This is a genomic window from Exiguobacterium sp. E4787 (genome assembly GCF_018618375.1).
Classification (GTDB): Bacteria; Bacillota; Bacilli; order Exiguobacteriales; family Exiguobacteriaceae; genus Exiguobacterium; species Exiguobacterium chiriqhucha.
The window spans coordinates 176,679-203,614 of record NZ_JACSLY010000001.1 but is presented as its reverse complement, the minus strand read 5'-3'; the positions used below and the strand labels follow the sequence as shown (position 1 = coordinate 203,614).

35 protein-coding genes are annotated in these 26,936 nt (G+C 53.4%); 30 read left to right on the top strand and 5 right to left on the bottom strand.

All coding sequences use genetic code 11. The annotated features are described in order from the left end of the window. Window positions 1-56: 56 nt before the first annotated feature. Window positions 57-1,973, top strand: coding sequence for an LTA synthase family protein (locus KNP80_RS01115; protein ID WP_214831855.1), 1,917 nt, complete (start codon window positions 57-59; stop codon window positions 1,971-1,973). Window positions 1,974-2,052: 79 nt separating this feature from the next. On the opposite strand, the gene KNP80_RS01110 is transcribed toward KNP80_RS01115, so the two are convergent. Then, the gene (locus KNP80_RS01110) at window positions 2,053-2,232 is read right to left on the bottom strand and encodes a DUF2759 domain-containing protein (RefSeq protein WP_029595254.1); all 180 of its coding nucleotides are present in this window, start codon (window positions 2,230-2,232) and stop codon (window positions 2,053-2,055) included. A 157-nt stretch (window positions 2,233-2,389) separates the two neighbouring features. Here KNP80_RS01110 and KNP80_RS01105 point away from each other — a divergent pair, with 157 nt between their 5' ends. Then, window positions 2,390-3,010 carry an MBL fold metallo-hydrolase gene (locus tag KNP80_RS01105; RefSeq protein ID WP_029595255.1) on the top strand — a complete coding sequence of 207 codons (621 nt, stop codon included), beginning with the start codon at window positions 2,390-2,392 and terminating at the stop codon, window positions 3,008-3,010. Window positions 3,011-3,047: 37 nt separating this feature from the next. Here the strand turns inward: KNP80_RS01105 and KNP80_RS01100 are convergent, their stop codons facing one another. Beyond that, window positions 3,048-3,311: a DUF2626 domain-containing protein gene (locus tag KNP80_RS01100; protein ID WP_021067727.1), complete on the bottom strand. Its 264-nt coding sequence runs from the start codon at window positions 3,309-3,311 to the stop codon at window positions 3,048-3,050. Window positions 3,312-3,561: 250 nt separating this feature from the next. Between KNP80_RS01100 and KNP80_RS01095 the strand changes: the two genes are divergently transcribed. The 13 genes from KNP80_RS01095 (at window position 3,562) to gcvPB (ending at window position 12,326) form a co-directional block, all read left to right on the top strand. Further along, a complete protein-coding gene (locus KNP80_RS01095; RefSeq protein ID WP_021067726.1) occupies window positions 3,562-3,948 on the top strand; it encodes a Spx/MgsR family RNA polymerase-binding regulatory protein in 387 nt (128 codons plus the stop codon). A gap of 61 nt (window positions 3,949-4,009) precedes the next feature. Further along, window positions 4,010-4,813 carry an ATPase, T2SS/T4P/T4SS family gene (locus KNP80_RS01090; RefSeq protein ID WP_251128802.1) on the top strand — a complete coding sequence of 268 codons (804 nt, stop codon included), beginning with the start codon at window positions 4,010-4,012 and terminating at the stop codon, window positions 4,811-4,813. Further along, window positions 4,795-5,772: a type II secretion system F family protein gene (locus tag KNP80_RS01085; protein WP_029595258.1), complete on the top strand. Its 978-nt coding sequence runs from the start codon at window positions 4,795-4,797 to the stop codon at window positions 5,770-5,772. Before KNP80_RS01090 ends, KNP80_RS01085 begins: the two co-directional genes overlap by 19 nt. A 17-nt stretch (window positions 5,773-5,789) precedes the next feature. Beyond that, complete coding sequence (locus KNP80_RS01080; RefSeq protein ID WP_029595259.1) at window positions 5,790-6,101, top strand: prepilin-type N-terminal cleavage/methylation domain-containing protein; 312 nt, start codon at window positions 5,790-5,792, stop codon at window positions 6,099-6,101. Further along, window positions 6,098-6,535 carry a prepilin-type N-terminal cleavage/methylation domain-containing protein gene (locus KNP80_RS01075; RefSeq protein WP_029595260.1) on the top strand — a complete coding sequence of 146 codons (438 nt, stop codon included), beginning with the start codon at window positions 6,098-6,100 and terminating at the stop codon, window positions 6,533-6,535. Before KNP80_RS01080 ends, KNP80_RS01075 begins: the two co-directional genes overlap by 4 nt. Then, complete coding sequence (locus tag KNP80_RS01070) at window positions 6,522-6,758, top strand: hypothetical protein (protein WP_021067721.1); 237 nt, start codon at window positions 6,522-6,524, stop codon at window positions 6,756-6,758. The genes KNP80_RS01075 and KNP80_RS01070 overlap by 14 nt, the downstream gene beginning before the upstream one ends. Beyond that, a complete protein-coding gene (locus KNP80_RS01065; RefSeq protein ID WP_165569415.1) occupies window positions 6,694-7,176 on the top strand; it encodes a prepilin-type N-terminal cleavage/methylation domain-containing protein in 483 nt (160 codons plus the stop codon). The genes KNP80_RS01070 and KNP80_RS01065 overlap by 65 nt, the downstream gene beginning before the upstream one ends. Then, window positions 7,176-7,454 carry a hypothetical protein gene (locus tag KNP80_RS01060; RefSeq protein ID WP_021067719.1) on the top strand — a complete coding sequence of 93 codons (279 nt, stop codon included), beginning with the start codon at window positions 7,176-7,178 and terminating at the stop codon, window positions 7,452-7,454. Before KNP80_RS01065 ends, KNP80_RS01060 begins: the two co-directional genes overlap by 1 nt. After that, complete coding sequence (locus KNP80_RS01055; protein ID WP_021067718.1) at window positions 7,447-7,932, top strand: shikimate kinase; 486 nt, start codon at window positions 7,447-7,449, stop codon at window positions 7,930-7,932. The genes KNP80_RS01060 and KNP80_RS01055 overlap by 8 nt, the downstream gene beginning before the upstream one ends. Then, window positions 7,929-8,267, top strand: coding sequence for a hypothetical protein (locus KNP80_RS01050; protein ID WP_021067717.1), 339 nt, complete (start codon window positions 7,929-7,931; stop codon window positions 8,265-8,267). Before KNP80_RS01055 ends, KNP80_RS01050 begins: the two co-directional genes overlap by 4 nt. 147 nt (window positions 8,268-8,414) lie before the next feature. Beyond that, complete coding sequence (gcvT, locus tag KNP80_RS01045; RefSeq protein ID WP_058763896.1) at window positions 8,415-9,488, top strand: glycine cleavage system aminomethyltransferase GcvT; 1,074 nt, start codon at window positions 8,415-8,417, stop codon at window positions 9,486-9,488. A gap of 25 nt (window positions 9,489-9,513) precedes the next feature. Continuing rightward, window positions 9,514-10,851, top strand: coding sequence for an aminomethyl-transferring glycine dehydrogenase subunit GcvPA (gene gcvPA / locus KNP80_RS01040; RefSeq protein ID WP_029595265.1), 1,338 nt, complete (start codon window positions 9,514-9,516; stop codon window positions 10,849-10,851). Further along, a complete protein-coding gene (gene gcvPB, locus KNP80_RS01035) occupies window positions 10,851-12,326 on the top strand; it encodes an aminomethyl-transferring glycine dehydrogenase subunit GcvPB (protein ID WP_021067714.1) in 1,476 nt (491 codons plus the stop codon). Before gcvPA ends, gcvPB begins: the two co-directional genes overlap by 1 nt. 87 nt (window positions 12,327-12,413) lie before the next feature. On the opposite strand, the gene KNP80_RS01030 is transcribed toward gcvPB, so the two are convergent. Next, window positions 12,414-12,788 (bottom strand): rhodanese-like domain-containing protein, encoded by a 375-nt coding sequence (locus tag KNP80_RS01030; protein WP_081637957.1) that lies wholly within the window; start codon window positions 12,786-12,788, stop codon window positions 12,414-12,416. 170 nt (window positions 12,789-12,958) lie between these two features. On the opposite strand from KNP80_RS01030, the gene mntR reads away from it, so the two are divergent. After that, on the top strand, window positions 12,959-13,387 hold the full coding sequence (gene mntR / locus KNP80_RS01025; RefSeq protein WP_021067712.1) for a transcriptional regulator MntR: 429 nt from the start codon (window positions 12,959-12,961) through the stop codon (window positions 13,385-13,387). A gap of 179 nt (window positions 13,388-13,566) precedes the next feature. Beyond that, window positions 13,567-14,094 carry a hypoxanthine phosphoribosyltransferase gene (hpt, locus tag KNP80_RS01020; protein WP_029595267.1) on the top strand — a complete coding sequence of 176 codons (528 nt, stop codon included), beginning with the start codon at window positions 13,567-13,569 and terminating at the stop codon, window positions 14,092-14,094. A 35-nt stretch (window positions 14,095-14,129) separates the two neighbouring features. On the opposite strand, the gene KNP80_RS01015 is transcribed toward hpt, so the two are convergent. Continuing rightward, window positions 14,130-14,543: an SA1362 family protein gene (locus KNP80_RS01015; protein ID WP_021067710.1), complete on the bottom strand. Its 414-nt coding sequence runs from the start codon at window positions 14,541-14,543 to the stop codon at window positions 14,130-14,132. 16 nt (window positions 14,544-14,559) lie between these two features. After that, the gene (locus tag KNP80_RS01010; RefSeq protein WP_029595268.1) at window positions 14,560-15,504 is read right to left on the bottom strand and encodes a DUF1385 domain-containing protein; all 945 of its coding nucleotides are present in this window, start codon (window positions 15,502-15,504) and stop codon (window positions 14,560-14,562) included. A 142-nt stretch (window positions 15,505-15,646) separates the two neighbouring features. Here KNP80_RS01010 and aroQ point away from each other — a divergent pair, with 142 nt between their 5' ends. From aroQ to ahrC, 13 genes are all read left to right on the top strand, one after another. Next, window positions 15,647-16,084 (top strand): type II 3-dehydroquinate dehydratase, encoded by a 438-nt coding sequence (aroQ, locus tag KNP80_RS01005; protein ID WP_214831851.1) that lies wholly within the window; start codon window positions 15,647-15,649, stop codon window positions 16,082-16,084. After that, window positions 16,080-17,147, top strand: coding sequence for a M24 family metallopeptidase (locus tag KNP80_RS01000; protein ID WP_286038421.1), 1,068 nt, complete (start codon window positions 16,080-16,082; stop codon window positions 17,145-17,147). The genes aroQ and KNP80_RS01000 overlap by 5 nt, the downstream gene beginning before the upstream one ends. A gap of 29 nt (window positions 17,148-17,176) precedes the next feature. After that, window positions 17,177-17,743: an elongation factor P gene (efp, locus tag KNP80_RS00995; protein ID WP_021067706.1), complete on the top strand. Its 567-nt coding sequence runs from the start codon at window positions 17,177-17,179 to the stop codon at window positions 17,741-17,743. Between the two features lie 111 nt (window positions 17,744-17,854). After that, on the top strand, window positions 17,855-18,310 hold the full coding sequence (accB, locus tag KNP80_RS00990; RefSeq protein ID WP_021067705.1) for an acetyl-CoA carboxylase biotin carboxyl carrier protein: 456 nt from the start codon (window positions 17,855-17,857) through the stop codon (window positions 18,308-18,310). A gap of 7 nt (window positions 18,311-18,317) precedes the next feature. Beyond that, window positions 18,318-19,661 carry an acetyl-CoA carboxylase biotin carboxylase subunit gene (gene accC / locus KNP80_RS00985; protein ID WP_214831849.1) on the top strand — a complete coding sequence of 448 codons (1,344 nt, stop codon included), beginning with the start codon at window positions 18,318-18,320 and terminating at the stop codon, window positions 19,659-19,661. A 112-nt stretch (window positions 19,662-19,773) separates the two neighbouring features. Next, window positions 19,774-20,157 (top strand): transcription antitermination factor NusB, encoded by a 384-nt coding sequence (gene nusB, locus KNP80_RS00980; RefSeq protein WP_214720370.1) that lies wholly within the window; start codon window positions 19,774-19,776, stop codon window positions 20,155-20,157. An 87-nt stretch (window positions 20,158-20,244) separates the two neighbouring features. Next, on the top strand, window positions 20,245-21,081 hold the full coding sequence (gene folD / locus KNP80_RS00975; protein WP_214831848.1) for a bifunctional methylenetetrahydrofolate dehydrogenase/methenyltetrahydrofolate cyclohydrolase FolD: 837 nt from the start codon (window positions 20,245-20,247) through the stop codon (window positions 21,079-21,081). After that, window positions 21,074-22,423, top strand: a complete 1,350-nt coding sequence (gene xseA / locus KNP80_RS00970) for an exodeoxyribonuclease VII large subunit (RefSeq protein ID WP_214720371.1) — start codon at window positions 21,074-21,076, stop codon at window positions 22,421-22,423. Before folD ends, xseA begins: the two co-directional genes overlap by 8 nt. Further along, entirely contained in the window at window positions 22,392-22,622 is a 231-nt protein-coding gene (gene xseB, locus KNP80_RS00965) for an exodeoxyribonuclease VII small subunit (protein ID WP_029595272.1), read from the top strand. Before xseA ends, xseB begins: the two co-directional genes overlap by 32 nt. Continuing rightward, complete coding sequence (locus KNP80_RS00960; RefSeq protein WP_214720372.1) at window positions 22,619-23,497, top strand: polyprenyl synthetase family protein; 879 nt, start codon at window positions 22,619-22,621, stop codon at window positions 23,495-23,497. The genes xseB and KNP80_RS00960 overlap by 4 nt, the downstream gene beginning before the upstream one ends. Before the next feature lie 123 nt (window positions 23,498-23,620). Beyond that, window positions 23,621-25,513 carry a 1-deoxy-D-xylulose-5-phosphate synthase gene (gene dxs, locus KNP80_RS00955; RefSeq protein WP_214831847.1) on the top strand — a complete coding sequence of 631 codons (1,893 nt, stop codon included), beginning with the start codon at window positions 23,621-23,623 and terminating at the stop codon, window positions 25,511-25,513. 6 nt (window positions 25,514-25,519) lie between these two features. Beyond that, entirely contained in the window at window positions 25,520-26,341 is an 822-nt protein-coding gene (locus KNP80_RS00950; protein WP_214831846.1) for a TlyA family RNA methyltransferase, read from the top strand. Window positions 26,342-26,480: 139 nt separating this feature from the next. Beyond that, window positions 26,481-26,930, top strand: a complete 450-nt coding sequence (gene ahrC, locus KNP80_RS00945) for a transcriptional regulator AhrC/ArgR (protein WP_021067696.1) — start codon at window positions 26,481-26,483, stop codon at window positions 26,928-26,930. Window positions 26,931-26,936 lie beyond the last annotated feature (6 nt).

The following is a 26,936-nucleotide window of genomic DNA, read 5'->3' as shown; positions in this document are numbered from 1 at the left end:
GGGGGACGCGAATCAGTTCATATCGTCGCCCGTTGAACAGAGGAGGAGGCCGTCAGATGAAGTCATCTCAGAGCTTCTCGAAGCTTACTATGCGACTGAATGATACGGTCCGCGCTTCGTTTCATGAATATCGGTTATTTTGGATTTTCTCGCTATTACTTTGGACGAAGACGTACGTAGTTTACCAATTTTTCTTCAATATCCCGATTGAAAACACCGCTCAGGCATTCATTTTGCTGATCAGCCCGATCAGCTCCACTCTATTCCTATTCGCGTTCAGTTTCTTCTTTAAAGGAAATAAGCAGAAATGGGTCTTGTACGTGCTGTATGCCGCAGCATCGTTCATCTTGTTTGCGGATGCCGTCTATTACCGCGAGTTTACCGACTACTTGACGATGCCGGTCATCTTGCAACCGTCGAACATGGAGACTTTGTCGACATCGTTCACGTCACTGTTGGAATGGAAAGATTTGATTATCCTCGGGGACGTTCTCGTCTTGCCGTTCATTCTATGGCGCATCAACGCGACAGCGACGGCGGCCTCTCATCGGAGAGCGCTCGTGACGTTCGCGACGGCCGTCGTCGTGTTCTTGTTCAACTTGTCGCTCGCTGAAACAGAGCGTCCGGAACTGTTGACTCGTTCGTTCGACCGAGAACTGTTGGTCAAGAATATCGGGACGTTCAACTTCCACGTCTACGATGCGATGCTCCAAACGAAAACGTCGGCCCAGAAGGCGATGGCTGACGGGTCAGAACTCGCCAAAATTGAGAAGTACACTCGTCAACACTATGCAGCACCGAACCCGGACTACTTCGGGAAATATAAAGGCAAGAACGTCATCGTCGTCTCGTTCGAGTCGGCCCAAAACTTCACGCACAACATGAAAGCGTCGAACGGTGAGTACATCACACCGAACTTGAACAAACTGATCGAAGAGTCCCACTACTGGCCGAACTATTACCATACGGTCGGTCAAGGGAAGACGTCGGATGCCGAGTTCGCACTCGACAACTCGCTATACGGACTTCCGCGTGGTGCCGTCTACTTCACGAACGCCGATAACGAGTATCAGGCACTCCCTGAATTGATAAAGGAAGATAATTACTACTCGGCCGTGTTTCATGCGAACAACAAATCGTTCTGGAACCGGGACTTGATGTATAAAAACATCGGCGTCGACCAGTTCTTCGATGAGAAGAGCTATGACCTCGGCAACCCCGAGGACATGACTGAATGGGGACTGCTCGATGACAGTTTCTTCGAACAGTCGATTCCGATGCTCGAGGAGCTACCAGAACCGTTCTATGCGAAGTTCATCACGCTCACGAACCACTTCCCGTACACGATGCCGAGCGAGGACTACGAACTCGTGCCGAAATTCGAGACGAGTTCGACGACGCTTAACAACTTCCCGCAGGCGCTTGCGTATCAAGATTACGCGCTCGGCTTGTTCATCGACGAGTTGAAGGCGAACGGTATGTGGGACGACACGATTTTCGTCGTCTACGGTGACCATTACGGAATCTCGACGAACCATAATGACGCGATGGCCGACTTGCTCGGCAAAGACGAGTTGACGCCATACGACGTCGCCAAGCTCCAGTCCGTCCCGTTCGCGGTTCATCTACCGGGACAAGACAAAGGTGAAGTGCACGAGACAATCGGCAGTCATGTCGATATGAAGCCGACAATCTTGCACTTGCTCGGGATCGACACGTCGGACACGGTAGGTTTCGGAAGTGACTTGTTATCGGAAGACCGGACGAGCCGCGCCATCTTCCGGGACGGTACCGTCATCACCGACGAATACGTCTGGACGCAATCGACATGCTATGACGCTTCGAGCGGTGAAGTCGTCGAGGACGTCTCGCTCTGTGGACCGGATAGTGCAGAAGCAGAGAAGATTCTCCAAATGAACGATGATTTGATTTACTCAGATTTGCTCCGCTTCAAAGAGCAGACCGAACAATAACCAATAGCGCCGTCCCGCTTAGCCGGGACGGCGCTATTGGTTATACAAAAAAAGACGACCAGAGTCGTCTTCGTGCTCATTAGCCTGGGATTCCACCGTAAATCAATGTCGCGACGCCGAAAAATCCGAATACGAGTACAGTGACCGCGGCGAAAGCAAGTGGAAAGAATTGGCGCTTCTTAAACGAACGGGCCATTCCCCAGATTGCAACGAGTGCAACGATGAGCGAGATCCATCCAAATGGTTCATACAAATGCATGACGAGTTCCCCCTTTATTATACGTCATGAAATTCATAAAAATTTCACTGAAATATCATTATTATTTTATCCGATAATGTAGACGCTGTCGAGAAAAGAAAGCCTCCGCTACAATTTTGCCACAATATCGATTAGAATGATGGGGGAGGTGTTCTGGATGAACATAGTAAGAATCACATCGGGCCTGGCCCAAGAGAACGGATACGTACTCGAAAAAGAAGGTACGGTCCTCATCGTCGACCCGGGCACGGATGACCCGAAATTCTTCGAGGCAGTGGAACGATTCGGTGGCTTGAACGCCATTCTGTTGACACATGCCCACTTTGACCATATCGGGGGAATCGATGCCTTGCGTGACCGTTACAACGTCCCGGTCTACGTCCATGAAGCGGAACGGACGTGGCTGATGGACGACGAGAAGAACGGGGCGGCGAAGTTTCATCTGCCAAGTGCGGCGATGCGACCGGCCGAACGGATCTATCAAGGCAAGACGCTCGAAATCGGTGCGTTCACCATCGAGTTGCATCACACGCCGGGTCATTCGCCGGGTAGCGTCACGCTTCACTTCCCGACCGAACGCATCGCCTTCTGTGGGGATTTGATTTTCAAACAGTCGGTCGGACGGACCGATTTGTACGGTGGTGACCAAGCGACGTTGCTTGGATCGATCGATCGCATGCGTCAGTTATTACCGGGTGAAACGGTGCTCTATTCAGGTCATGGGCCGAAGACGACGCTCGAGGCCGAGATTCGGACGAATCCGTTTTTCGACAGATAACTAAAAAAAGATTGTCTCACGAGGAGACAATCTTTTTTTACATTTGGAAGTTACTCCAATACGTGAAGACGACGAAGAAGACAGTCAAATAAGCGCCGAACACGTATACATACGTTTTTTCAGTGAGTTTCAAGTAGCCTAGTGCGACGAAGAAAATAGTTTGAGCTAAAAAGACAAGACCCATTACGACGAAGTCACCACTATGTTCGCTACTGCTTTGATCTCCACCGAGTGCGCCTACGAAAGCAAGCGCCGCGATCAACCCAGTCCAAAAGCCTAGGACACGGAACATTCTCGCCATGTTAATCCCCCCATACGTGCATTATTCCATTCTCATTCACTATTTTACCAACACATTCAGAAAAATGCTATGAAAACGTGTGAATTGAGCAAAATAATCGTGAAAAATATGTGAAATAAAAACGTTGGGCAAGGTTGTACAAAAAAATAAAAAAACTTGTACAAAATATGTACAAAACGGGTATAAGGTTGTATAATCAACTTACACACATCGAACGAATCGTTCCACACATTATAGAGGAGGTATTGAAATGGCAAATGAATTGATGTTCTACACGTACCCGAGCTGCACTTCATGCCGTAAGACGAAAGCGTTTTTACAGGAGCAGCACCTTGAGGTAAGCGAGCGCCATATCTTCCGCAACGCTCCGACCGTGGACGAATTGAAGACGCTATTGGCACTGAGCGAAAACGGAGTCGACTCGCTTCTCGCAACGAGAAGTCAGGCGTTCAAGCAATTAGATATTGACGTCGAAGATTTAAAGCTGAGCGAGTTGCTCAAGTTGATGAGCGAAAATCCGAAACTATTGAAACGCCCAATTTTGACGGATGGCAACGAAGTCATTGTCGGTTATGACAAGGCGACAATCGAAGCGTATGCCCGCCGTTTCGAATCGACAACTGCAAACGTTTCATGACGCAAGTCCACTTTCCAACGAGTGGGCTTTTTTTTATGCTCATGTTGAGGTGGCGGAGATGATGCGAATAGTTGAGCGAGTGATTGATGCGGCACGTACGTTGCAGGCAAGTGATGTCCATTTCATGCCGTTAGAGGACGAGGTGATGATTCAAGTACGGCATGGGGCACACTTGCAACGATTGGAGACGATGACACATACAGACTATGAACGATTGACCTTACATATGAAGTATTGGTGCTCGTTGACGGAAACAGATCATCGCGTGCCCCAGTCTGGTATGTACACCGGGTCAGTTGAGGCAATCCGGGTCACTTTCCTACCATCGTTCGACCGTACGCTCATGTCGTGGCGGCTTCCGAACGCCTCGTTCCACTTAGCGGAGTTGTTAGATGACAAGGACGTCCATCGGTTCAACGAATGGTCGACGTTGCGGCAAGGTCTGCTCTTAATCGGGGGCGCGACCGGGGCGGGGAAGACGACCGTCCTATATGCGTTTTTACAAAGTTTGGCCGGTCGACGCATCGTCACGATTGAGAACCCTCCGGAGAAGCAAGTGCCGGGCGTGATTCAACTCGAAGTCAATCCGAAAGCGGGACTCGACCATCGCACGTTGCTGAAAGAGACGCTCCGGGCCGATCCGGATGTAATTGTCATCGGAGAGATCAGGACGAGTGAGGAGTTGAGGGTGGCGCATGATGCGGCACTCAGCGGTCATATGACGATTGCGACGTTCCATACGGCGAGTGTGACCGATGGCGAACGGCGACTCGAACAGCTCACGGGGAAGATGGAAGTCACACGGCATTGGTGCATCCTGCACCGGGAAGACGAGGTGAGCTGTACGTGGTCCGAGACCAATTGAGCAAGGAGTTGGCCATCATTCGCCGCTTCCTCAGACTCCAGTCACGTGGAGTCGGGTTGAAGAAGACGTTCGAGACACTCGAACTGCATGAACGTGGAAAAATGAAACTAGTCATCCGTGAGATGCGGAATCAACTTGAGCAAGGACGCCCGCTCGCCAACGTGTTCGAGGGACTCGTCATCGACCCGAGGATGCGAGAGATGCTCGTCACAGCCGAACGGGGTCATCATTTTTTGGAAGGGCTTGAGCAAGTGCTCGTCTTATCGACGATGCGCCGCAATCTACGGCAAGAACTCAGCCAGTTGGCACGGTACCCGCTCGTGATTTTGACGATGCTGCTCGGGCTCGGTGCGATTTACGCCCTGTATATCTTCCCAAAGCTGTTGACGATGGTAGAGGTCGATACGCTCGATGGGCTGAACGCGATTCTTCTGTCGCGATGGTTTTTCCCAGGTCTGTTCGTCGGATTGCTCGTGACTGGGGCCGGCCTCTATTGGAACGGCCGACGCGGCCGACTCGTGCCGCTACGTGTCGTCGAGAGAGGTAGACGGCTGTATGTGACGTACTTGTTCGTCAGTGAGTTAGCCTTGTTGAGTGAAGGACAGGGTTCGGTCCGTCACATCATCGAGCGGCTGTCACGAGGAGACGGTGAAGTGGCGAGCATCGCGAGACGGATGCATGAGCGCATGTCGGCCGGGTGCGAACTCGAGGCGGCGGCGCGGCAAGAGCGTTTGCTCGAGCATGAAGTCGTCAGTCTGTTCGGCGTCGGGACGGTGAGCGGGGAGCTCGGATCAATCATGATGATTCATCGGGATCTCGTGTTCGAAGAGATGGAGCTGTATTGGAAGCAGCTGATCGCCAAGGCCGAACCGATGTTATACGGATTTTTAACGGTGATGGTCACGATGATCTTTTATACGATTTATTTGCCGGTCAAACTAATCATGTCTCAACTATGACAAGGAGGAATCTGATTATGACACACTTCAAATCAGAACAAGGATTCACGCTCGTCGAAATGGCCGCCGTCTTGCTAATTATCTCGGTGTTGCTCTTGCTCCTCGTCCCGTCGATGTCAGACGGGAAGTCACGAGCGGACAGCGTCAGTTGCGAGGGCAGTGTGCGCATCGTCGAGTCCGAAATCAATTTGTATTACGCGGAACATAAAGCGTACCCTGAGACGTTAGTGGCGATCGACCGTGCCACGACTGAGAGTCCGCTCGAATACAGTTGTCAGTCGCTCGTGTACACGTATGCGCCGACGACCGGTACGTTGACGAAACAGTGAGGCGAGACGGCTATACGTTAATCGAGACGGCGGCCGTCCTCGTCATTTTGGCACTCCTGCTCCTCATGGCGACCCCGGTCGTCCGGTCGATGGACCGGTTGGCATTATTCGATTTCACGGAGGCGCTCGTGAGTGACATCGCCGAAGTGGGACAAGCGCCCTACGTCGCCTCCGACGGCTCGTGTGTGCCGCGTTTACGTTGGTATCTCAAAGAACGGCGCTACCAAATCGCTTGCGGGACGACACCAATCGTGTCCCGCGTGGTGCCGGAAGGGGTCGATCTGAGTTTGCCGACCAATAGTGAAATCGTCTTTTCACGCACGGCAGCGACGTATGCGGGACAGTGGAAGTTCTATTCAGGAACGACGATGGTGACGTTAAAATTCAGGATGGGGACGTACGAGCCGGAGGTGTTGCGCGTTGAAGGGAAATGAGCAAGGAGTCACGTTTTGGGAGATTTGCCTCAGTCTGGCGCTCTTACTGGCTTGGGTCGGTGTCGTTGCCCCATTCATCGAGGCGGCGACGGAACGGGTCGAGCGCCTCGAGACGACCGTCCGTACGTATGAACGGCTCCAAGGGGAGGTGCTGCGCGATGCCGCGAACCCGAGCGGACGCCAAACAATCTGTGACGGCGACCTTTGCCTGCCGACGCTTTGATTCGGGCTTCACCTTGCTCGAAGTGAGTCTCACGATGTTGATCATCCCGCTCTTCATCGGGCTGATGGTCCACTTCCTCGTCCTCGGACAAGCATTTTATGAACAACCTCGGGCGAAAGTCCAGACGACGCCGCAACTGATGGTGCGGAAACTGTTCGAGAGCCGCGATTGTGACGTCGTGTCGGGCCGTCTCGTCGGTACGCATGTGCGCCCGGACGGGACGACATGGACGTGGACGCTCAAACAAATCGACCGGAACTTGGTCATGGTCGGAGACGGGGGAGGGAATTTGCTATTTTTAAGAGGAATCGAGGCGTACCGGGTCGAACCGGTAGGAGAAGGTTTTCGAATTCAATGGAACGATGCGACCGGGCCGCGCGAGAAGAACGTGATGTGCATGCGCGCGGATACTTTGTGATGTCGACGTTAATCGTACTGACGTGGTTACTCGGCGGGGCAATGTTTTGGTATACTGATATCGAACGAAGCACTGAACAATTGGCGCTCGATGCCTTGGCGATTCGCTTCGAGGCTCACGTGATGGTGGCGGAGCGGACGTGCGGGTCGACCGCGGTCGCGTTGACGAGACCGACCGGCACAATCCAATGCCGTCCGCTCGGCACTGGGACGATTGAGGTCGACGTACGTCTTCAGACCGGTGAACGACATAAAGAGGTGATTTATTTCGATGACTAAACCGTTTTACATCATTGGATTTATGGGTACAGGTAAATCAAGCTTAAAACAATATCTTGCAAAATCGAATCACGTCATCGATTTGGACGAGTTGTTTGAAACACATACCGGTATGGACATCCCGGCATATTTCGATCGTTACGGCGAAGCAGCGTTTCGGCTCCAAGAGAGTCGACTGTTACAAAATGCGCGCGCTGACTATATCGTGACGGGCGGAGGGATTGTTGAACGGGAAGCGAATATGGAATGGATGCGAGAGCAAGGTGTCATCATCACGCTCGACTTGCCGTTTGAAGCTTGTTGGGAACGGATTAAAGACTCGGACCGTCCACTCGTTCGTAACGGAAAAGCGGCCGTTCACACGTTGTACGAACGTCGTCGACCGCTCTATGCGCGCGCAAATCACGTGCTTGACGCTTCGCTCTGCACAGAGGCCATCGCGCATACATTGAATCAGTTGAAGGAGGTAGAAGGATGATTTGGATTAATCTTGGGATTATCGTACTCGCACTTGTCGGGCTCGGCTTGTATGGCTTCTTATTGTACCGTAATAAAATGAAGGCAGACCTTCGTCGCGTGAAGCGCTTGACGGAACGGTTCCAAATCCGTGCCGACGTCATCCAAGGGCTCGTCAATGAGATTAAACAACACGTGGATACGGTCAATGCATCGGTGAAACAGATGAAAGCCTATTCGGTGAAAGTGAAGGACGAGACGATGGAGCTGAAACAAGCGACCGTCGGCTTGACGAAAGAAATTAAACGGACCGCTGGAATCGAACGCCCAGACGTTTCCACTGAGACTAAAATATGAAATAATGAGGATGAAAACGTTTTCGTTTTCCATCCTCTTTATTTTTGCCCATTTTGGCTAGGCAGAGCCGCAAAAAATTGATAAAGTGGAATAGAAAACGAAATATTTCACGAAATACATTATTTACGTTCGGGATTGGGGGATAATATGGAGAAAGTATCGTTAAAACGTACGCCTTTATATGATTTGATTTCCGTTAAGGCGAAGATGGTGGATTTTGCGGGGTTTGAGATGCCGATCATGTTCTCATCGATTAAAGAAGAGCATCAAGCGGTTCGCAACAACGTCGGGATGTTCGATGTGTCACACATGGGGGAGATTCGCATCGAAGGACCGGATGCGCTCGAGAACGTGCAACGTCTTGTCACGAACGATGTGTCTAAATTACAGATCGGTCAGGCGCAGTATAATCTGTTCTGTTTACCGAACGGCGGTGTCGTCGACGACCTGCTCGTCTATCGACTCGATGAAGACGCATTTTGGCTCGTCGTCAACGCCTCGAATATCGAAAAAGATGTGGCGCACGTCCGTGAATATGTCACAGGGGACGTCACGGTGACGGATGAGTCGAACGCCTATGGTCAAATCGCCATCCAAGGACCGATGGCTGAACAAGTGCTCGGCCGTTTGACGGATTTGCCGCTGGCCGACATCAAGTTTTTCCGGTTCATGACCGGCGACGTGGCCGGCGTGTCGACCATCGTTTCACGCAGCGGCTATACGGGGGAGGACGGGTTTGAATTGTATGCCCGCGCCGAAGACGTAGCCGCAATTTGGTCAGCGTTAGAAGCTGAAGGCGTCACGCCATGCGGGCTCGGCTCGCGTGACACGCTCCGGTTCGAAGCGTGCCTCCCGCTCTATGGGCACGAGCTTGATGAGACGGTCACTCCGTTCGAGGCGAACTTGAACTTTGCCGTCAAACTCGATACTGAGTTCATCGGTAAGGACGCCCTCGTGAAGCAAAAAGAAGACATCCCGCGCCGATTGATCGGCTTGCGTTTGCTCGGGCGCGGTATCGCTCGTCAAGGCGCGACGGTCGAAGTTGACGGAGAGACGATTGGTGTTGTCACGACTGGTACGATGCCGCCGACGGTGAACGAATCAATTGCCTGGGCGCGCGTCGATCGCCGTTTCGCGGAGGCGACACACTTTATTGTTGAAGTTCGGGGTAAAAAAATAGAAGCCGAACGTGTACCGACACCGTTTTATAAACGTAAATGAAACAGGGGGATTCAGAATGAATAGAATGGAGTTTCGTTATTTACCGATGACAGAGCAAGATGAGCGTGACATGTTGCAGACGATTGGCGTAGAGTCGATTGAAAACCTACTCGAGGATATCCCAGCATCGCTCCGGGAGACTGCTTCTTTAGCGGCCATCGGTGCGCCGCTTCCGGAAGTTGACCTCGTTCGTCATATGACGAAGCTGGCTGAAAAAAACGTGCACACGAAATCGACTCCGAGTTTCCTCGGGGCCGGGATGTACGATCACCTCTCTCCGAGCGTCATGAACCATATGCTTCTCCGTTCCGAGTTCTATACTGCTTATACGCCGTATCAACCTGAAATCTCGCAAGGTGAACTCCAAGCGATGTTCGAGTTCCAAACGATGATTTGCGAATTGACGGGGATGGACGTGGCCAACTCGTCAATGTATGACGGCATCACTGCCCTCGCTGAAGCAACGTATCTGGCGAGTGCCCATACAAAGAAAAAACGTGTCGTCGTATCAGGAGCGGTCCATCCGGAAGCGAAGGATGTCATCCGAACATACGCAGGTGGGCCAGGGCTCACGGTCGAATATACGGACGTGAGTGCGGGAGTGACCGATATATCTGACATCGATTTGACGGATGCCTCGTGCCTCGTCGTTCAATATCCGAACTTCTTCGGTCGTGTCGAGGACTTGTCAGCCCTCGCGAAAGCAGCGCACGACGCCGGCGCCTTGTTCGTCGTGTCGAGCAATCCGCTCGCGCTCGGTATTCTGGAATCACCGGGTGCGCTCGGTGCCGACATCACAGTCGGTGACGCCCAACCGTTCGGAATCCCGCAAAGCTTCGGCGGTCCTTCATGTGGATACTTCGCCGTCAAACAAGCACTCATGCGCAAACTTCCAGGCCGCCTCGTCGGTCAAACGGTCGATGAGGATGGGAAGCGCGGTTTCGTCTTGACGCTTCAGGCGCGGGAACAACACATCCGTCGTGACAAAGCGACGTCAAACATCTGCTCGAACCAGGCGCTCAATGCGCTCGCGGCATCAATCACGATGTCTGCCCTCGGGAAGTACGGGATTCGTGACATGGCCGTCCGTAACATTCAAACGGCCCATTACATGAAAGAAGCACTCAAGACTGCTGGATACACGGTAATCGATGAAGGGCCGATGTTCAATGAGTTCGTCGTCGACTTCGGAGTCGATGCGGAAGATGTGTCGCGTCATCTGCTCGAGGCCGGCATCATCGGCGGCTTGCCACTCGGCTCGTATGAGACAGAACGGCAGACGCAAATGTTGCTCTGTGCGACGGAGCTTCGGACGAAAGAAGAAATCGATCAATTTGTTGAAGTGGTTGGGGGGATGAAGTGATGCAACACGAACAAACATTAATTTTCGAAGTGTCACGTGCAGGACGAACGGGCTATAACTTGCCGACACCGACCGTGCCGGAAGTCGATTTGGACACGCTCTTACCGGCTTCGATGATCCGTCAAGAAGCGGCCGAGCTTCCGGAAGTATCGGAACTTGATGTCGTCCGCCATTATACGTCGCTGTCGACACGCAACCACGGTGTCGATTCCGGCTTCTATCCGCTCGGCTCGTGCACGATGAAATATAACCCGAAAGTGAATGAAGATATGGCCCGCCTCCCCGGCTTCGCCCATATCCATCCGTTGCAGCCGGTCGAGTCGATTCAAGGGGCGCTCGAGCTCATGGTCGACCTGCAAGAACAACTTGCCGAAATCACCGGCATGGATGAAGTGACGCTTCAACCGGCAGCCGGGGCCCATGGAGAATGGACCGGTCTCATGCTCATCAAGGCGTTCCACCATCACAACGGTGATATGGAGCGGACAAAAGTACTCGTGCCGGATTCGGCACACGGAACGAACCCGGCCTCGGCCGTCGTTGCCGGTTTCGAGACGGTGACCGTCAAATCAGATGAGCGTGGGCTCGTCGATTTGGAAGACTTGAAGTCAAAAGTCGGGGCCGATACGGCAGCGCTCATGCTGACGAACCCGAATACACTCGGTTTGTTCGAGGCCGACATTTTGGAGATTGCCAAAGTCGTCCACGAGGCCGGCGGTAAGCTTTATTACGACGGAGCCAACTCGAATGCGATTTTAGGCATCGCCCGTCCTGGGGATATGGGCTTCGACGTCGTCCACTTGAACTTGCATAAGACGTTCACGGGCCCGCACGGTGGTGGCGGTCCAGGATCCGGACCGGTCGGAGTGAAGCGCGACTTGATTCCGTATTTGCCGACGCCGATTGCGCGCCGTGCCGAAACGGGCTTCACACTCGATTATGATCGTCCGCAATCGATTGGCCGCATCAAACCGTTCTATGGCAACTTCGGGATTAACGTCCGTGCCTACAGCTACATCAAGACGATGGGCGCGGAAGGGTTGACGCGCGTCTCACGCGAAGCGGTATTGAACGCCAACTATATGTTCGCCCGCTTGAAAGATGCGTTCGATGTGCCGTACGATACGTTCTGCAAGCATGAGTTCGTCTTGTCTGGAAAACGTCAAAAAGCGCTCGGCGTGCGTACGCTCGATATCGCCAAACGATTGCTCGATTTCGGCTACCATCCGCCGACGATTTACTTCCCGCTCAACGTCGAGGAGTGCATCATGGTCGAACCGACGGAGACGGAATCGAAAGAGACGCTCGACGCATTCTGCGACGCGATGCTCCAAATCGTCAAAGAGGCAGAAGAGAATCCGGAAATCGTTCAGACGGCCCCGCATACCACGGTCGTCAAACGACTCGACGAGACGCTCGCTGCTCGCAAGCCGGTGCTCAAATACGAACGACGCCAACCGTCGTCCATCAATTGAAACCGAACCCGTTCGCTATAAGCGAGCGGGTTTTTTGGCGCAAAAAAACGTCCATCTCCGCTAGAAGGAGTGGACGTAGTGAGCGGGTCAGTCTTTTTTGACTTTCCCTTTCCAGTTTTTGAAGCCGCCGTCGAGCATGTAGATGTCCGTATAACCATTTTTCATGAGCAGCTTGGCCGCTTGGTTCGTACGTGACTTGCCTTGGCAATACATGAGGATCGGTTGATCTTTGCGAAGTTCTTTCATGCGCAGTTTCATTTGTCCGACCGGGATGTTACGGGCGCCGACGATGTGGCCTCCCTTGTACTCGTTCGGTTCACGGACGTCGATCAATTGACCTTTACGGAGCGATGCACGGAACTCTTCTTGCTTCATTTTCTTCAAACCGCGAGCCGGCAAGAAACGCCAGACGATGTATGCGATGAGCGCAGCCCATAGGATGATGACGAGGATAGTTTCGATTCCCATTGATGTTCTCCCTTTCTCTATTAAGTTTCACCAACATCCATTATAAAGAATTTAAGGTCATGAGACAATGATTGACTGATGGATTTCCCCGTTCTGCTTTCGGTTTCTAAATGGTTGCGTTAAAATAGAGATTGCAGAACGGAACATAAGGGGAGGCTATGCCCATGCCGACACCGAGTATGGAAGATTACTTAGAACGAATTTATTTGCTGATGGTGGAGAAAGGATACGCTCGCGTATCCGATATCGCCGAACATTTAGGGGTGCATCCCTCCTCTGTCACGAAAATGGTGCAAAAGCTCGACCGGGAAGACTATTTGATTTATGAGAAATATAGAGGTCTCATGCTGACGAACAAAGGCCAGAAAATCGGGAAACGGCTTGTCGAACGGCATGCGATGCTCGAGTCATTTCTACGCTTGATTGGCGTCGACGAAGCTCACGTCTATGAGGATGTCGAAGGGATTGAGCACCACTTAAGCTCAAATACGCTCGACTGTATGACCCAATTCGTCGAATTTTTCGAAGACAAACCGGAACTGATGGCACAGTTTCGTGCGTTTCAAGAGGTGAACCGCTCTGAAGACGAGTGAATGTAAACGACCGCGACCGATGAATCGAATCGGAAACGGTCGTTTTATACGTAAATCTAACCTAAAACCGAACGATGACTTCATATTTTTCAAGTAAAGTCTATTTTTAAGCCGTTTTTATGATAGAATGGGTGCTGGTAAGAAAGATAAGGGGGTGACGGCGAACAATCGCCGACATTATGGATATTCAAATCAAAGGGAAACTGTTTGACGAAGCGCAGATTAAACAACGTGTGGCGGAACTCGCCCAACAAATCGAACGCGATGCGGCAGGGACACCGATCGTCCTCGTGGCCGTCTTAAAAGGGTCGCTCGTCTTCGCAGCCGACTTGATGCGCGAGATGACGGGCAGTGTCCAACTCGACACGGTCGCGACGTCGTCATACGGGAAGAAATCGGTCTCGAGTGGGAACGTCCAACTCCGTAAAGATTTAGATCTCGATGTCGAAGGAAAGTACGTCGTCATCATCGAGGACATCATCGATACGGGACAGACGCTCAAATTCTTATGCCAGCACATGACGTTACATCAACCGGGAGAATTGAAGATTTGTACACTTCTCGATAAACCGGCCCGCCGGCTCGTCACGTTGGATGCGGATTATGTCGGTTTCGAGATTCCAGATGAATTCGTCATCGGGTATGGCATCGATTATGCCGAACAGTACCGCAATCTGCCGTACATCGGCTTCGTCGAGACAGAATGAAAAACGAACCAGGCCGGATATGGCCTGGTTCGTTTTCACATATTGGCTTTCTTTTTCTTCTTGCCTTTCTTGCCTTCGATGACGGTCAAGTGAGGGGCGTCACTGCGATGCGCCGAGCGGGTCGGACGCTTCGACAGTTTCGTCACGTTCGAACTGGGTTTCACTTTCTTCTTGGCCGCAGTGGACGGCTTGACTTTCGGATTCGCACCTGGGCGTTGCATCCGTTTTTTCGAGGCTTGAGCGGTCTTCCGGTAACGCATATCCTCAGCCGAAATTTTCGGCGCCATGAAAACTCGATAAATCACATAGAAAATTAACCCGAAAATCCCGATGAAGAGCAACTGTCTGAACAATCGACCAGGGTCGGTCGCGAGCATATGTCCGACACCGATGAAGCCTAAGATGAACACGATCGTGGCTGCGGTCGAGCCGATTCTTTGTCTGATCATGGTGCTTTCCTCCTCTTTATCCCTCTCTTTGCACGGCCGGTTGACCTAGTTCTGAACGTTCCCATGTCTCGAACGCCTCGATGGCGACACGGATTTGTTCGTCATTCGGTTCGCGCGTCGTCAACAATTGTAAAGACAACCCAGGCTTGCCGAGAACGGACAAGAAGCGATGTTCACGGAAGCGGTTTGTGAATTGGAGCACCTCGAACGAGATGCCGATGACCACTGGCAACAAAGCGATGCGGCTGACGAGTCGGACCCAGAGGGGGTCGATCGGGACGATCATGTAAACGCCGATGCCGACGAAAACGGTGAATAGGATGAAACTCGATCCACAGCGATAGTGGAGGCGTGAGCTTGCCCGAACGTTATCGACGGTAATCGGTCGTCCGGACTCATAACAGTTGATCACCTTGTGCTCGGCCCCGTGATATTGGAACACGCGCCGGATAAGTGGCGTCAAGGAAATCAAATAAAGGTAACTGAGCAACAATACTAATTTTATTCCCCCTTCGAGGAGGTTTTGAATCACATGACCGGACAATGCGGGCACGCTTTGGAACATGGCGGCGAGAAGGGCCGGGGTGACGTTGAAAATCAGCTTCCCGAACACGTATGAGATGACGCCGACGATGGCGATCATGACGACCATCAAGATGTTCTGTTTTTTCTCTTCTGGTTTCGTTGCCTCGTCCTCACTCGGGTCGACGTCATAACGATCGCTTGCGAACGTCATATGGGCCGAACCATTTTTGAGTGATTCGTATAGCGCGACCACACCACGCAGGAATGGGATTTTTTTTAACGATTGGACCCACGGGACGAGAATGCGGGGCTGCTGGAACGTCTCGATCGACCCGTCTTTCCGTCGAATCGCCGAAGCGCTCTCGGCGCGTCCTTGAAACATGACGCCTTCCACGAGCGCCTGGCCACCGACGGGAATCATTGGTTTAGTTTTCATGTCATTTCCTCGATTCCTACAGTTATATAGTTGAATTATACCGTGATTCACGTAAAAAACGAAACCTCACGAACGTCGATTGTCGCACGAACCGTTAAATTTGTTACAATAGAGGCGACTTGACGAACAGGGGGGAAGACTTGTGCATATACTCGTCTTAAATGGACCGAATTTGAATCTGCTCGGGAAGCGGGAACCGGACGTATACGGGGACGTCTCGTTGAAGGGATTGACGGCGGAGCTATTGCTCGCCGCCCCGGAGGATGTTCAGTTGACGTTCGTCCACTCCAACCATGAAGGCGAACTGATCGATGCGCTCCATGAAGCGTACGATTATGCGGGGGTCATCTTTAATGCGGGGGCGTACACGCATACGTCGATTGCGCTCCGGGATGCCATCGCCGCCATCAAAGCCCCGGTCGTCGAAGTACATATCTCGAACGTGCATGCACGGGAGTCGTTTCGTCATGAATCGAAACTTGCCGCCGTTTGTCTCGGTGTCATCAGCGGTTTCGGCTTGACGAGCTATACGCTCGCGTTGCAGGCATTGCTCGTACATTGGAGGAATCGACATGATTGAACGGGTCAACAAACTGCAAGGTCAGCTAGAAGCGAACGGCATCGACGGATTGCTCGTGACGAAACGGGAAAACATCCGCTACTTATCTGGTTTCACCGGGTCGAGCGGTGTCCTCGTAATCACGGCGCAGTCGGCGAGCTTCATCACGGATTTCCGCTACACGGAACAAGCCGCTAGCCAAGTAAAAGGCTTCGACATCATCGAGCATAAGACGTCGCTCATCAAGTCGGTGGCGGAAGTCGTGACAGAGCAAGCGGTGAAGCGCCTCGGCATCGAACAAGATGACATGACGGTCGGCCAGTTCCGGACGTATGAAAAAGAAGTCGCAGCCGAGCTCGTCGAGACGTCAGGTATCGTCGAAAAGCTACGCTTGATTAAGGATGAGTCAGAGATTAAGATAATGAAGGAAGCCGCGGCGATTGCGGACGCGGCGTTTGCGCACATCCAGACGTTCATCCGTCCAGGGCGGACCGAAAAAGAAGTCGCGAATGAACTGGAAATGTTCATGCGGGCCCAAGGTGCGGACTCATCTTCGTTCGATATGATCGTTGCGTCAGGGCATCGTTCGGCATTGCCGCACGGTGTGGCCAGCGACAAGGTCATCGGAGCGGGAGAACTCGTGACGCTCGATTTCGGTGCCTACTATCAAGGATACTGCTCGGATATCACACGTACGCTCGCTATCGGGGACATCTCGGACGAGTTGCGGACGATTTACGATACGGTGCTCCGGGCTCAACTCGCAGGTGTCGAGGGCACGAAAGCTGGCATCACGGGAATCGAGGCGGACGCATTGACGCGTGACGTGATTAAAGACGCGGGCTACGGTGAATACTTCGGACATTCGACAGGCCACGGTCTCGGCATGGAAGTGCATGAGGCACCAGGCTTGTCATTCCGTTCGGAGACGGTGCTAGAGCCGGGGATGGTCGTCACGATCGAACCGGGTATCTATATTGCTGGGATCGGCGGTTGCCGCATCGAGGATGACGTGGTCGTCACGGAGACGGGGAACATCCGTCTCACGCAGTCGCCAAAAGAGTTAATTACGATTGAGGCTTGAGTCTCAGCTCATTTTAGGAGGAAATCAACATGGTATCAGTTAACGATTTAAAAACAGGCTTAACGGTCAAGACGTCTGACGGTTCGATTTGGCAAGTCATCGAATTCCAACACGTCAAGCCAGGTAAAGGCGCGGCTTTCGTCCGCACGAAAATGCGTAACTTGCGCACAGGTGCGATTCAAGAGACGACGTTCCGTGGTGGCGAGCGCATCGAACGTGCGCACATCGAACGGAAACGCATGCAGTACCTCTATCCGATGGGCGATACGTACGTGTTCATGGACACAGAGTCGTATGAACAGCTCGAATTGACGGGCGAGCAAGTGAAAGCGGCGCTCCCGTACATGCTCGAGAACATGGAAGTAAGTATCGCTGACTACGACGGTGAGATTCTCGGAATCGAGCTTCCGACGACGGTCGTCTTGACGATTGTCGAAGCCGATCCAGGCGTCAAAGGCGACACGGCATCGAACGTGAAGAAAAACGCGACGGTCGAAACGGGCCACATCATTCAAGTGCCGCTCTTCATCGAGCCAGGCGAAAAAGTAACGGTCGACACGCGCACAGGCGAGTTCACGGGCCGCTATAACGGGTAAACCAAGGGTGTCCATTCTTCGGAATGGGCCCTTTTTTGTCGTTGCATTCACTGGTCTGACCAGTTATAGTAGAGTAGAGATTAGTACCAGGTATAAACAGGGGGTTATTTCATGCAAATCGAACACATTAAAGAGCTGATCACATTACTCGATCAGACGTCCGTTCACGAGATGGAACTCGAGACGCCGGAGTTTAAACTTTCATTGAAAAAAGAAGCGGCTCCACAATTCGCCGCCACTCATACACCGATCGTGCACGCGGCCCCGGTCGCAGCACCTGCGCCAGTCGTCGAGACAGAACAAGAAGCGGCACCAACACCTGCGCCGAGCAACTTGCGCACGATCACGTCACCGATGGTTGGGACGTTCTATTCGCGTCCGGCACCGGACAAAGACGCTTACGTACAAGTCGGCGACCGCGTCGAAGCCGGACAGGTCGTCTGTATTTTAGAAGCGATGAAACTGTTCAATGATGTCGAGACGGAAATCAGCGGGGAGATCGTCGAGATCCTCGTCGCGGATGGCGATTTAGTCGAATACGGCCAAGCGCTCTTCAGCGTGAAGTGAGGTATGTATGAAACTACTCATTGCTAACCGTGGAGAGATTGCGGTCCGTATCATCCGGGCCGCGAAAGAGTTAAATATCCCGACGGTCGCCGTATTCTCGGAAGCGGACCGCGAGGCGTTGCACGTCCGTCTTGCTGATGAGGCATACTGCATCGGACCGAACCCGTCGAAAGACTCATACTTGAATATCCCGAACGTCTTGTCGGTCGCGTGCGCGGTCGATGCGACGATGATTCATCCAGGTTATGGCTTCTTAGCCGAGAACGCCGAGTTCGCCGAGATGAGCGAGGCGTGCGGCATTCAGTTCGTCGGACCGAGTAGCTATGCGATTCGGAAGATGGGCATCAAGGACGAGGCGAAACGAACGATGATTGAATCGGGCGTTCCGGTCGTCCCGGGGTCGAGCGGTGTCGTCACCGACGAGGAAGCGATCGAACTCGCCCGCGAGATTGGATATCCGGTCATCATCAAGGCGACGGCCGGGGGCGGAGGGCGTGGAATCCGTGTCGCCTTTGACGAGTCTGAGCTTTTGAAAGGGCTCACCGACACACGTAAAGAAGCGAAGCAGGCGTTCGGCAACGGTGACGTCTATTTGGAGAAATACATTGAGTCGTTCCGCCACGTCGAGGTGCAAGTGCTCGCCGATCAATACGGCAACGTCATCCACCTCGGGGAGCGGGACTGTACGATTCAGCGCCGGATGCAGAAGTTGGTCGAGGAAGCGCCATCCCCGGCAATCGATGAGACGACCCGTCAAGCGATGGGCGACGCAGCCGTGAAAGCGGCCAAAGCGATTCAGTATTCGGGTGCGGGTACGATCGAGTTCATTTACGTGCCGGAATCGAACGAGTTTTATTTCATGGAGATGAACACGCGAATCCAAGTCGAACACCCGGTCACCGAAATGATTACCGGCTTCGACCTCGTCCAAGCACAACTCGAAGTCGCACTTGGCCATCCGCTTGCGATTAGCCAGGCGGACATCAAATTTAGTGGTCACTCGATCGAATGCCGCATCAATGCGGAAGACCCGTTTGCAGATTTCCGTCCGATGGCCGGGAAAATCGATCAGTATATCGTTCCTGGCGGCATGGGCGTCCGAGTCGACAGCGGTCTCTATGCCGGTGCTGTCATCCCGCCGTTCTATGATTCGATGGTGGCGAAGCTGATCGTCCATGCCCCGACTCGGGAAGAGGCAATCGCGAAGATGCTTCGCGCACTCCACGAGTTCACTGTATCGGGCATCCACACGACGATCCCGTTCCATCAACAAGTCATGGCCCATGAACGTTTTCGAACAGGGGCGTTCGACACGAAATTTGTCGAAAAAGAAATGACGCTCACGAAATGACCTTGACCAGGAAGCCCGAACATTATTTGGGCTTCCTGGTTTTTTGTACTGAATTTATGGAGGCTTTATGCTAAACTATCACAATGAAAGCATGCAAAAGGAGAGTATCTGAATGAAACGTCATGAAGCACGGGAAAAAGCGATCCAAACGCTTTTTCAAATCGAAGTATCAAAACTTGAGGTAGACGAGGCCATTGAATTTGCCCTCGATGGCATGGATTCAGATCCATTCTACGAACAACTCGTCGTTGAGACGTTAGAAAAGAAAGATGAGATTGACGAATTGCTCATCGAAAACTTGAAAAACTGGAGACTCGATCGTCTCGGAAATGTCGAGCGGACGATTCTCCGCATGGCGACGTACGAGTTGCTCTACGTCGAGACGATTCCGGACAAAGTGACGATCAACGAGGCGGTCGAACTCGCCAAATCGTTCGCCGATGAGGAAGCGGCCAAGCTCGTCAACGGCGTGCTCGGTAACATCATCAAAGCGTAAGCGAAGACAAGAATACGGTCTGTTAAACAAATAGAGAAGACACCACACCAACTACAGAGAAACCTAAGACAACGGGGGATGAGAGAGATGGCAGTAGTGATCGACGGGAAACAAATCGCAGCATCATATCGGGAGACGTTGAAAGAACGTGTCAGTGCGCTCCGTGCGCGCGGCATCGTACCGAAACTGAAAGTCATTTTAATCGGGGATGATCCGGCGAGCCACAGCTACGTCCGGGGGAAAGAGCGGGCAGCGGCTGACATCGGCATCGATTCGCAAGTAATTCGCTTCGATGACACGATTTCAGAACGTGAAGTGCTCGAACTGATTGATTCGATGAACGCGGACGACGAGTTGCACGGTATTCTCGTGCAGTTGCCGTTGCCGAAGCATATCGATGAGAATCGCGTCATCATGCGCATCTCACCGGACAAAGACGTGGATGGGTTCCATCCGACGAACGTCGGGAAGATGATGCTCGGTCTCGAGACGCTATTGCCATGTACACCGCACGGGATTCTACACCTCGTCAAGACGCAGACCGACTTGGTCGGCAAGCACGTCGTCGTCGTCGGTCGCAGCCAAATCGTCGGGAAACCGGTCGGGATGCTGTTCTTGAACGAATCCGCGACGGTGACCTACTGCCATTCGAAGACGAATGATCTCGGGTCGATGACACGGCAGGCCGATATTTTGATTGTCGCCGTCGGTCGGGCCGGTCTCGTCACAGCTGACATGGTCAAACCCGGGGCGATTGTCATCGATGTCGGTGTCAACCGCGTCGACAGCCGTCTCGTCGGGGACGTCGACTTTGCAGGTGTCCGTGATGTCGCGAGCGCAATCACCCCTGTTCCGGGTGGTGTCGGCCCGATGACAATTACGATGCTCATGCACAACACGGTCGAGGTCGCCTCTCGTGGATAATCCGATTCAAGTTTCCGAAGTCGTCCGTTACGTGAAGCGACAGCTCGACGATGACCCGATTTTGCAACAACTTGCCGTCATCGGCGAGATTTCGAACTTCAAACGTTACGCCTCCGGGCACTGTTATTTCACCCTCAAAGACGAATCGTCGCGGATGAAGGCGGTCATGTTCTCTCGTGACGCCCGGACGCTCAACTTCGAACCGAAAGACGGGATGAATGTGATCGTCGTCGCCCGCGTGACGATGTACGAATCGACAGGCGACATCCAGCTTTACGTGGAACTGATGCGACAGGACGGCATCGGGATGTTGTTCGAACGGTATGAGGCACGAAAACGTGAGCTTGAGGCGAAGGGATGGTTCGCAACGGAACGGAAACGTCCACTGCCGGCCTTCCCGGAGCGAATCGGGATTATCACTTCGCCGAAAGGAGCGGCCCTCCACGATATTGCCACGACACTCAGGCGTCGTGCGCCGCACGTGGCCATCACGTTTGCGCCCGTCGCCGTCCAAGGCGATCAATCCGCCCCGCAAGTGGCGAGCGCGATTCGATGGATGAACGAACGCACCGATTGCGACGTGTTAATCGTCGGCCGAGGTGGCGGGTCGATTGAAGAGTTATGGGCGTTCAACGAGGACGTCGTCGTCGAAGCGATTCACGAATCTAGGATTCCTGTCATCTCGGCCGTCGGGCACGAAACCGATTTCACGTTGGCTGACTTTGTCGCCGACGTGCGAGCCGCGACTCCGACGGCGGCGGCAGAGCTCGCGACAGCGACGATCGAGGCGCAACGAAAAGACGTCGAACGGTTGACGGCCCAGTTGACCCGGTCCGTCACGAATCAGATGTCGTCGATTCGGGAACGGCTCGGTCGGGCGACGAACAGTTACGGCTTAAAGTCGCCCCGCTTCACGCTCACACAAAAGCGGGAGCGGTTCGAACAAGCCGAGATTCGGCTCGAACAAGGTGTCACGAAACAAGTGACACATGCCAAACATCGCCTTGCCCAGTCCCGACAACAGCTCGATGTCCGAAAGCTGGCGCAGACGCTTCGTCGCAACGAGGAGACACACCGACAATTCGACGGTCGCCTCAAGCGCATCCGGCCACTCGAACGACCGACGGACCGCTTTGCAGCCCAAGTCGGTCGCTTGAACGCGGTCAGTCCTCTCGCCGTGCTCGCTCGAGGATATACGTTGATTGAGCAGGATGGGACGTACGTGAAAGATGTCAAACAACTACATGACGGCCTGGTGACAATCCGGTTTCGGGATGGCCAAGCCGTTGCGGAAGTGAAGGAGAGACATGATGGCGAAACAACAAGCAGAACAGACGTTTGAAGCGGCACTCGCCCGCCTCGAGGAAATCGTGACGCAACTCGAGACAGGAGAAGTCGCCCTTGAAGAAGCGATGACCCTCTATGAGGAAGGTGTCCGCTTGTCGGCACTCTGCCAGGCCAAACTGACGGCCGCGGAACAGAAGATGGACGAGATTCTCGAACTCGATGGGACGCTCCGTGAAAAGGGTGGCACCGTATGAGCGCGCAAGCCTATCTTCAAGAGTGGAAACAGGAAGTCGAGACGGCGACACGCCGTCTCATTGACGCGTCGTCGATGCCGGAACGTTTATTCCAATCGATGACGTACTCACTCGAGGCAGGGGGGAAGCGGATTCGTCCGGCTCTCCTTTATGCCGTCCTCGATACATATGGACGTCCGCGGGCGCTCGGTCATGAAGCGGCCGTCGCCCTCGAGATGGTTCACACGTACTCCCTCATCCACGACGACCTTCCGGCGATGGATGATGACGACGTAAGGCGTGGGCGTCCGACGAATCATCGTCGGTTCGATGAGGCGACCGCGATTCTCGCAGGCGACGCCCTATTGACGGACGCGTTTCGGATTCTGGCCCATGCGGAGCTCGAACCAGTGAAGAGCGTCGCACTCATCGCCCGCTTCAGTGAAGCGGCAGGTAGCGCCGGCATGGTCGGCGGTCAGCTCGATGACATGCTCGCTGAAAAACGGAGCGGTGTGACACTGTCGACTCTGCAATCAATCCATGAGCGGAAGACTGGGGCGCTTCTCGTGTATGCCCTTGAAGCGGGGGCCATCCTTTCGGACGCTTCCGAGACGGATCGTCAGGCGCTCGCACGGTTCGGAAAACATCTCGGGGTCGCCTTCCAAATCCAAGATGATATTTTAGACGTCGAAGGAGACGAGGCGCTCATCGGGAAACGAGTCGGTTCGGACGAAGGAAACGATAAAGCGACGTATCCGAAACTGCTCGGTCTCGATGGAGCGAAAAAAGCGCTGGAACAAGAAGTCACGGAAAGTGAGGCCGCACTGGCCGAACTTTCGGTCGAGGCCCCGCTTTTACGGGAGCTTCTCGACTTCGTCGTACGACGCAATCATTAATCTCGGTGACACGATGAGCACATCGTGTCACCTTTGTTTTTGTGAATGTATAGCATCTATGGACACATTCTTGTAAAATGTAAGGTACGAATCAGTAATAAGACAGGAGAAAGGATGGTCATCATGGACTTGACATCCATTCAAGACCCGTCATTCTTAAAAAAGATGTCGGTACCCGAGTTAGAAGCGCTCGGCGCAGACATCAGACGGTTTTTGATTGAAAAATTGGCTGAAACGGGAGGGCACTTGGGACCAAACCTAGGGGTTGTCGAATTGACGCTTGCCTTGCACCGTGTATTTGACAGTCCGAAAGACCAACTCGTATGGGACGTGGGGCATCAAGCGTACGTCCACAAAATCTTGACAGGACGAACGAGTCAGTTCGATACGCTGCGTCAATACAACGGCTTATGCGGATTCCCGAAGCGTTGTGAGAGCGATCATGACGTCTGGGAGACGGGGCACAGCTCGACGTCCTTATCGGCCGCGATGGGAATCGCCATCGCGAACGAGTTGAAAGGACGCTCGAACGACCGGGCCATCGCCATCATCGGGGACGGGGCGCTCACTGGGGGAATGGCGCTCGAAGCGCTCAACCATATCGGCGCCGAGAAACAAAATGTCATCGTCATCTTGAACGATAACGAGATGTCAATCGCGCCGAACGTCGGCGCGATGCACAACATGCTCGGCCGGATGCGGTCGTCACGTAAACTGAAACACGCCCGTGAGGAAGTCGAGACGCTCATCAAACATATCCCGATCGTCGGCAACTCGCTCGAACGGAGCGGGGAACGCGTGAAGGATATGCTGAAATCAGCGCTCATCCCAGGGACGTTCTTCGAAGAGCTCGGATTCACGTACTTCGGACCGACGGACGGTCACGATTTACGCGACCTGCTCGAGACGCTCGAGTACGCCAAGAAAATCGATGGACCGGTCATCGTTCACGTCATCACGAAAAAAGGCAAGGGCTATCGTCCGGCCGAACTCGATGGTGTCGGCACGTGGCACGGTCTCGGACCGTATAAAATCGAGTCGGGAGAAGTCATCAAAGGCAAGGTCAAAGGACCGAGCTATTCGAAGGTCGTCGCTGAGACGATCACGAAAGTCGCCGAGACGGACGAGCGCGTGACACTCATCACACCAGCGATGAGCGTCGGCTCAAAACTCGATTGCTTCAACAAGCAATTCCCGGAGCGGATGTTTGACGTCGGCATCGCCGAGCAACATGCGGTCACATTGGCCGGAGGACAGGCGACACAAGGATTGAAGCCGGTCGTCTCGATTTATTCGACGTTCTTCCAACGCGCCTATGATCAGCTCGTGCACGACATTTGCCGTCAAAACTTGAACGTCGTCTTCACAATCGATCGTTCTGGTCTCGTCGGAGCGGACGGGGAGACGCACCAAGGGGTATTCGATATCGCCTTTATGCGTCATGTCCCGAACATTCGCATCTTGATGGCGAAAGACGAGGAAGAGTTGCAACATCTTGTCTATTCAGCGCTGAAGTATGACGACGGTCCAATTGCCGTCCGCTTCCCGCGTGGTGAAGGAATCGGCACACCGATGAGCGAGACGCTTCGCGAATTGCCGCTCGACGTCTGGGAGACGGTTGCAGACGGAACGGACGTCGCCATCTTGACGTTCGGTCCACAAGTACAAGACGCGCTCGAAGTACGCGCACTGCTTGAAGGACAAGTGAGCGTCCGCGTCATCAACGCTCGGACGATTAAACCGCTCGACGACGCTATGCTCTCCGCTTTATATGCGGAAGGCATCCCGCTCGTCACGTTAGAGGAAGCGGCGCTCGCCGGTGGCTTCGGTAGCAGTGTGCTCGAACATGCGAGCGATGCCGGGCAGTTCCCGCGTGTGCTCCGACTCGGCATTCCGGACCGCTATATCGAACACGGCGGCGTCAATCAGCTGCTCGAAGAAATCGGGCTCCGTCCGACGCAAATCGCTGACTCGGTTCAGCAGTTCGTTCAAGTGACAAATCGACAGAATGTGTGAGGAACTATGGAAAAACGAAAGAAAACTAGATTAGATGTGCTCCTCGTCGACCGCGGCTTAGCGGAGACGAGAGAGAAGGCGAAGCGGTCTGTCATGGCCGGGCTCGTCTATAGCGGGACTGAACGGCTCGAGAAAGCCGGCGACAAAGTGTTCGACGACATCCCGCTCGAAGTGAAAGGCCAAGTGTTGCCATACGTCGGACGGGGGGGACTGAAGCTTGAAAAAGCGCTCCAAGTCTTCCCGTTCGATGTGGCTGGTAACATCGGCATCGATATCGGTTCATCGACAGGCGGGTTTACTGATTGCGCGCTCCAAAACGGCGCTGCGCAGATGTATGCCGTCGACGTCGGTTATAACCAATTGGCATGGAAGCTGCGGAGCGATGACCGTGTCGTCGTCATGGAGCGGATGAACTTCCGCCATGCGACCGCGGACCAGTTTCCGGTGGCGCCGGACTTTGCGACGATTGACGTCTCATTTATCTCGCTTCGGCTCATGATTCCGCCGTTGAAGACGATCTTGAAGCCTAACGGCATCGTCATGGCGCTCGTCAAACCGCAATTTGAGGCCGGGAAGGCCGATGTCGGCAAGAAAGGCATCGTCCGGGACCGTGCCATCCATGAACGGGTCGTCGACGACATGGTCCGTTACTTCGCCTCGGAAGGGTTCGAAGTTGCGGGACTCGACTTCTCGCCGATCACCGGTGGGGATGGGAATATCGAGTTCTTATTGTTCGCCCGTTTCATCGGCGTCGGCAGTGTCGACCCAGCCATCGACGTGGACGCGGTCATCGACGCCGCCCACGCGCAATTGAAGAAGAACGCTTGAGCTGCAGACGTCTTGTCTGCAGTTTTTTTGTGTCCGCTCGCCGATCCAGGGAATTCATCCCGCGAAAGCTAGACCTTTTTTCGACAATACTTTAGAATGATACTGAGTATGCGAAACATAAAATGAGGTGTCAGCGAGTATGAACAAAGGACAGCGCTTGATTAAAATTCGAGAAATCGTGACCAATCGTGAAATCGAGACACAAGACGAGCTCGTCGATGAGCTACATCGCTCTGGATATCCAGTGACGCAGGCAACTGTGTCACGAGACATTAAAGAGCTTCATCTCGTGAAAGTGCCGCTCAATGACGGCCGCTATAAGTATAGTCTGCCGGCCGATCAACGCTTCAATCCGTACGGCAAGATGAAACGAATCCTCGGCGACAGTTTCGTCTCGGTCGACTCGGCCCAAAACTTGGTCGTCATGAAAGTATTACCGGGCAATGCGGATGCGATTGGTGTCTTGATTGACCATTTGTCATGGGATGAATTGATTGGAACGGTGTGCGGGGACGACACAATCTTGATGATTGCCCGCGACGAAGACCAGGCGAAGCGAATCATCGAACGACTACTCGGAATGTTATGAGGTGAA

Excerpts from the sequence above, each read along its gene's own strand:
- dxs (WP_214831847.1), top strand. The coding sequence starts at position 23,621 with ATGGACTTGACATCCATTCAAGACCCGTCATTCTTAAAAAAGATGTCG.
- KNP80_RS01080 (WP_029595259.1), top strand. The coding sequence starts at position 5,790 with ATGACACACTTCAAATCAGAACAAGGATTCACGCTCGTCGAAATGGCC.
- KNP80_RS01010 (WP_029595268.1), bottom strand. The coding sequence starts at position 15,504 with ATGAAAACTAAACCAATGATTCCCGTCGGTGGCCAGGCGCTCGTGGAA.
- KNP80_RS01055 (WP_021067718.1), top strand. The coding sequence starts at position 7,447 with ATGACTAAACCGTTTTACATCATTGGATTTATGGGTACAGGTAAATCA.
- KNP80_RS01060 (WP_021067719.1), top strand. The coding sequence starts at position 7,176 with ATGTCGACGTTAATCGTACTGACGTGGTTACTCGGCGGGGCAATGTTT.
- accC (WP_214831849.1), top strand. The coding sequence starts at position 18,318 with ATGAAACTACTCATTGCTAACCGTGGAGAGATTGCGGTCCGTATCATC.
- KNP80_RS00950 (WP_214831846.1), top strand. The coding sequence starts at position 25,520 with ATGGAAAAACGAAAGAAAACTAGATTAGATGTGCTCCTCGTCGACCGC.
- folD (WP_214831848.1), top strand. The coding sequence starts at position 20,245 with ATGGCAGTAGTGATCGACGGGAAACAAATCGCAGCATCATATCGGGAG.
- xseB (WP_029595272.1), top strand. The coding sequence starts at position 22,392 with ATGGCGAAACAACAAGCAGAACAGACGTTTGAAGCGGCACTCGCCCGC.
- KNP80_RS01015 (WP_021067710.1), bottom strand. The coding sequence starts at position 14,543 with ATGATCAGACAAAGAATCGGCTCGACCGCAGCCACGATCGTGTTCATC.
- efp (WP_021067706.1), top strand. The coding sequence starts at position 17,177 with ATGGTATCAGTTAACGATTTAAAAACAGGCTTAACGGTCAAGACGTCT.
- gcvPB (WP_021067714.1), top strand. The coding sequence starts at position 10,851 with ATGCAACACGAACAAACATTAATTTTCGAAGTGTCACGTGCAGGACGA.
- KNP80_RS01050 (WP_021067717.1), top strand. The coding sequence starts at position 7,929 with ATGATTTGGATTAATCTTGGGATTATCGTACTCGCACTTGTCGGGCTC.
- gcvT (WP_058763896.1), top strand. The coding sequence starts at position 8,415 with ATGGAGAAAGTATCGTTAAAACGTACGCCTTTATATGATTTGATTTCC.
- KNP80_RS01100 (WP_021067727.1), bottom strand. The coding sequence starts at position 3,311 with ATGGCGAGAATGTTCCGTGTCCTAGGCTTTTGGACTGGGTTGATCGCG.
- KNP80_RS01110 (WP_029595254.1), bottom strand. The coding sequence starts at position 2,232 with ATGCATTTGTATGAACCATTTGGATGGATCTCGCTCATCGTTGCACTC.
- nusB (WP_214720370.1), top strand. The coding sequence starts at position 19,774 with ATGAAACGTCATGAAGCACGGGAAAAAGCGATCCAAACGCTTTTTCAA.
- ahrC (WP_021067696.1), top strand. The coding sequence starts at position 26,481 with ATGAACAAAGGACAGCGCTTGATTAAAATTCGAGAAATCGTGACCAAT.
- KNP80_RS01115 (WP_214831855.1), top strand. The coding sequence starts at position 57 with ATGAAGTCATCTCAGAGCTTCTCGAAGCTTACTATGCGACTGAATGAT.
- KNP80_RS01095 (WP_021067726.1), top strand. The coding sequence starts at position 3,562 with ATGGCAAATGAATTGATGTTCTACACGTACCCGAGCTGCACTTCATGC.
- mntR (WP_021067712.1), top strand. The coding sequence starts at position 12,959 with ATGCCGACACCGAGTATGGAAGATTACTTAGAACGAATTTATTTGCTG.
- accB (WP_021067705.1), top strand. The coding sequence starts at position 17,855 with ATGCAAATCGAACACATTAAAGAGCTGATCACATTACTCGATCAGACG.
- gcvPA (WP_029595265.1), top strand. The coding sequence starts at position 9,514 with ATGGAGTTTCGTTATTTACCGATGACAGAGCAAGATGAGCGTGACATG.
- KNP80_RS00960 (WP_214720372.1), top strand. The coding sequence starts at position 22,619 with ATGAGCGCGCAAGCCTATCTTCAAGAGTGGAAACAGGAAGTCGAGACG.
- hpt (WP_029595267.1), top strand. The coding sequence starts at position 13,567 with ATGGATATTCAAATCAAAGGGAAACTGTTTGACGAAGCGCAGATTAAA.
- KNP80_RS01065 (WP_165569415.1), top strand. The coding sequence starts at position 6,694 with ATGCCGCGAACCCGAGCGGACGCCAAACAATCTGTGACGGCGACCTTT.
- KNP80_RS01105 (WP_029595255.1), top strand. The coding sequence starts at position 2,390 with ATGAACATAGTAAGAATCACATCGGGCCTGGCCCAAGAGAACGGATAC.
- KNP80_RS01090 (WP_251128802.1), top strand. The coding sequence starts at position 4,010 with ATGCGAATAGTTGAGCGAGTGATTGATGCGGCACGTACGTTGCAGGCA.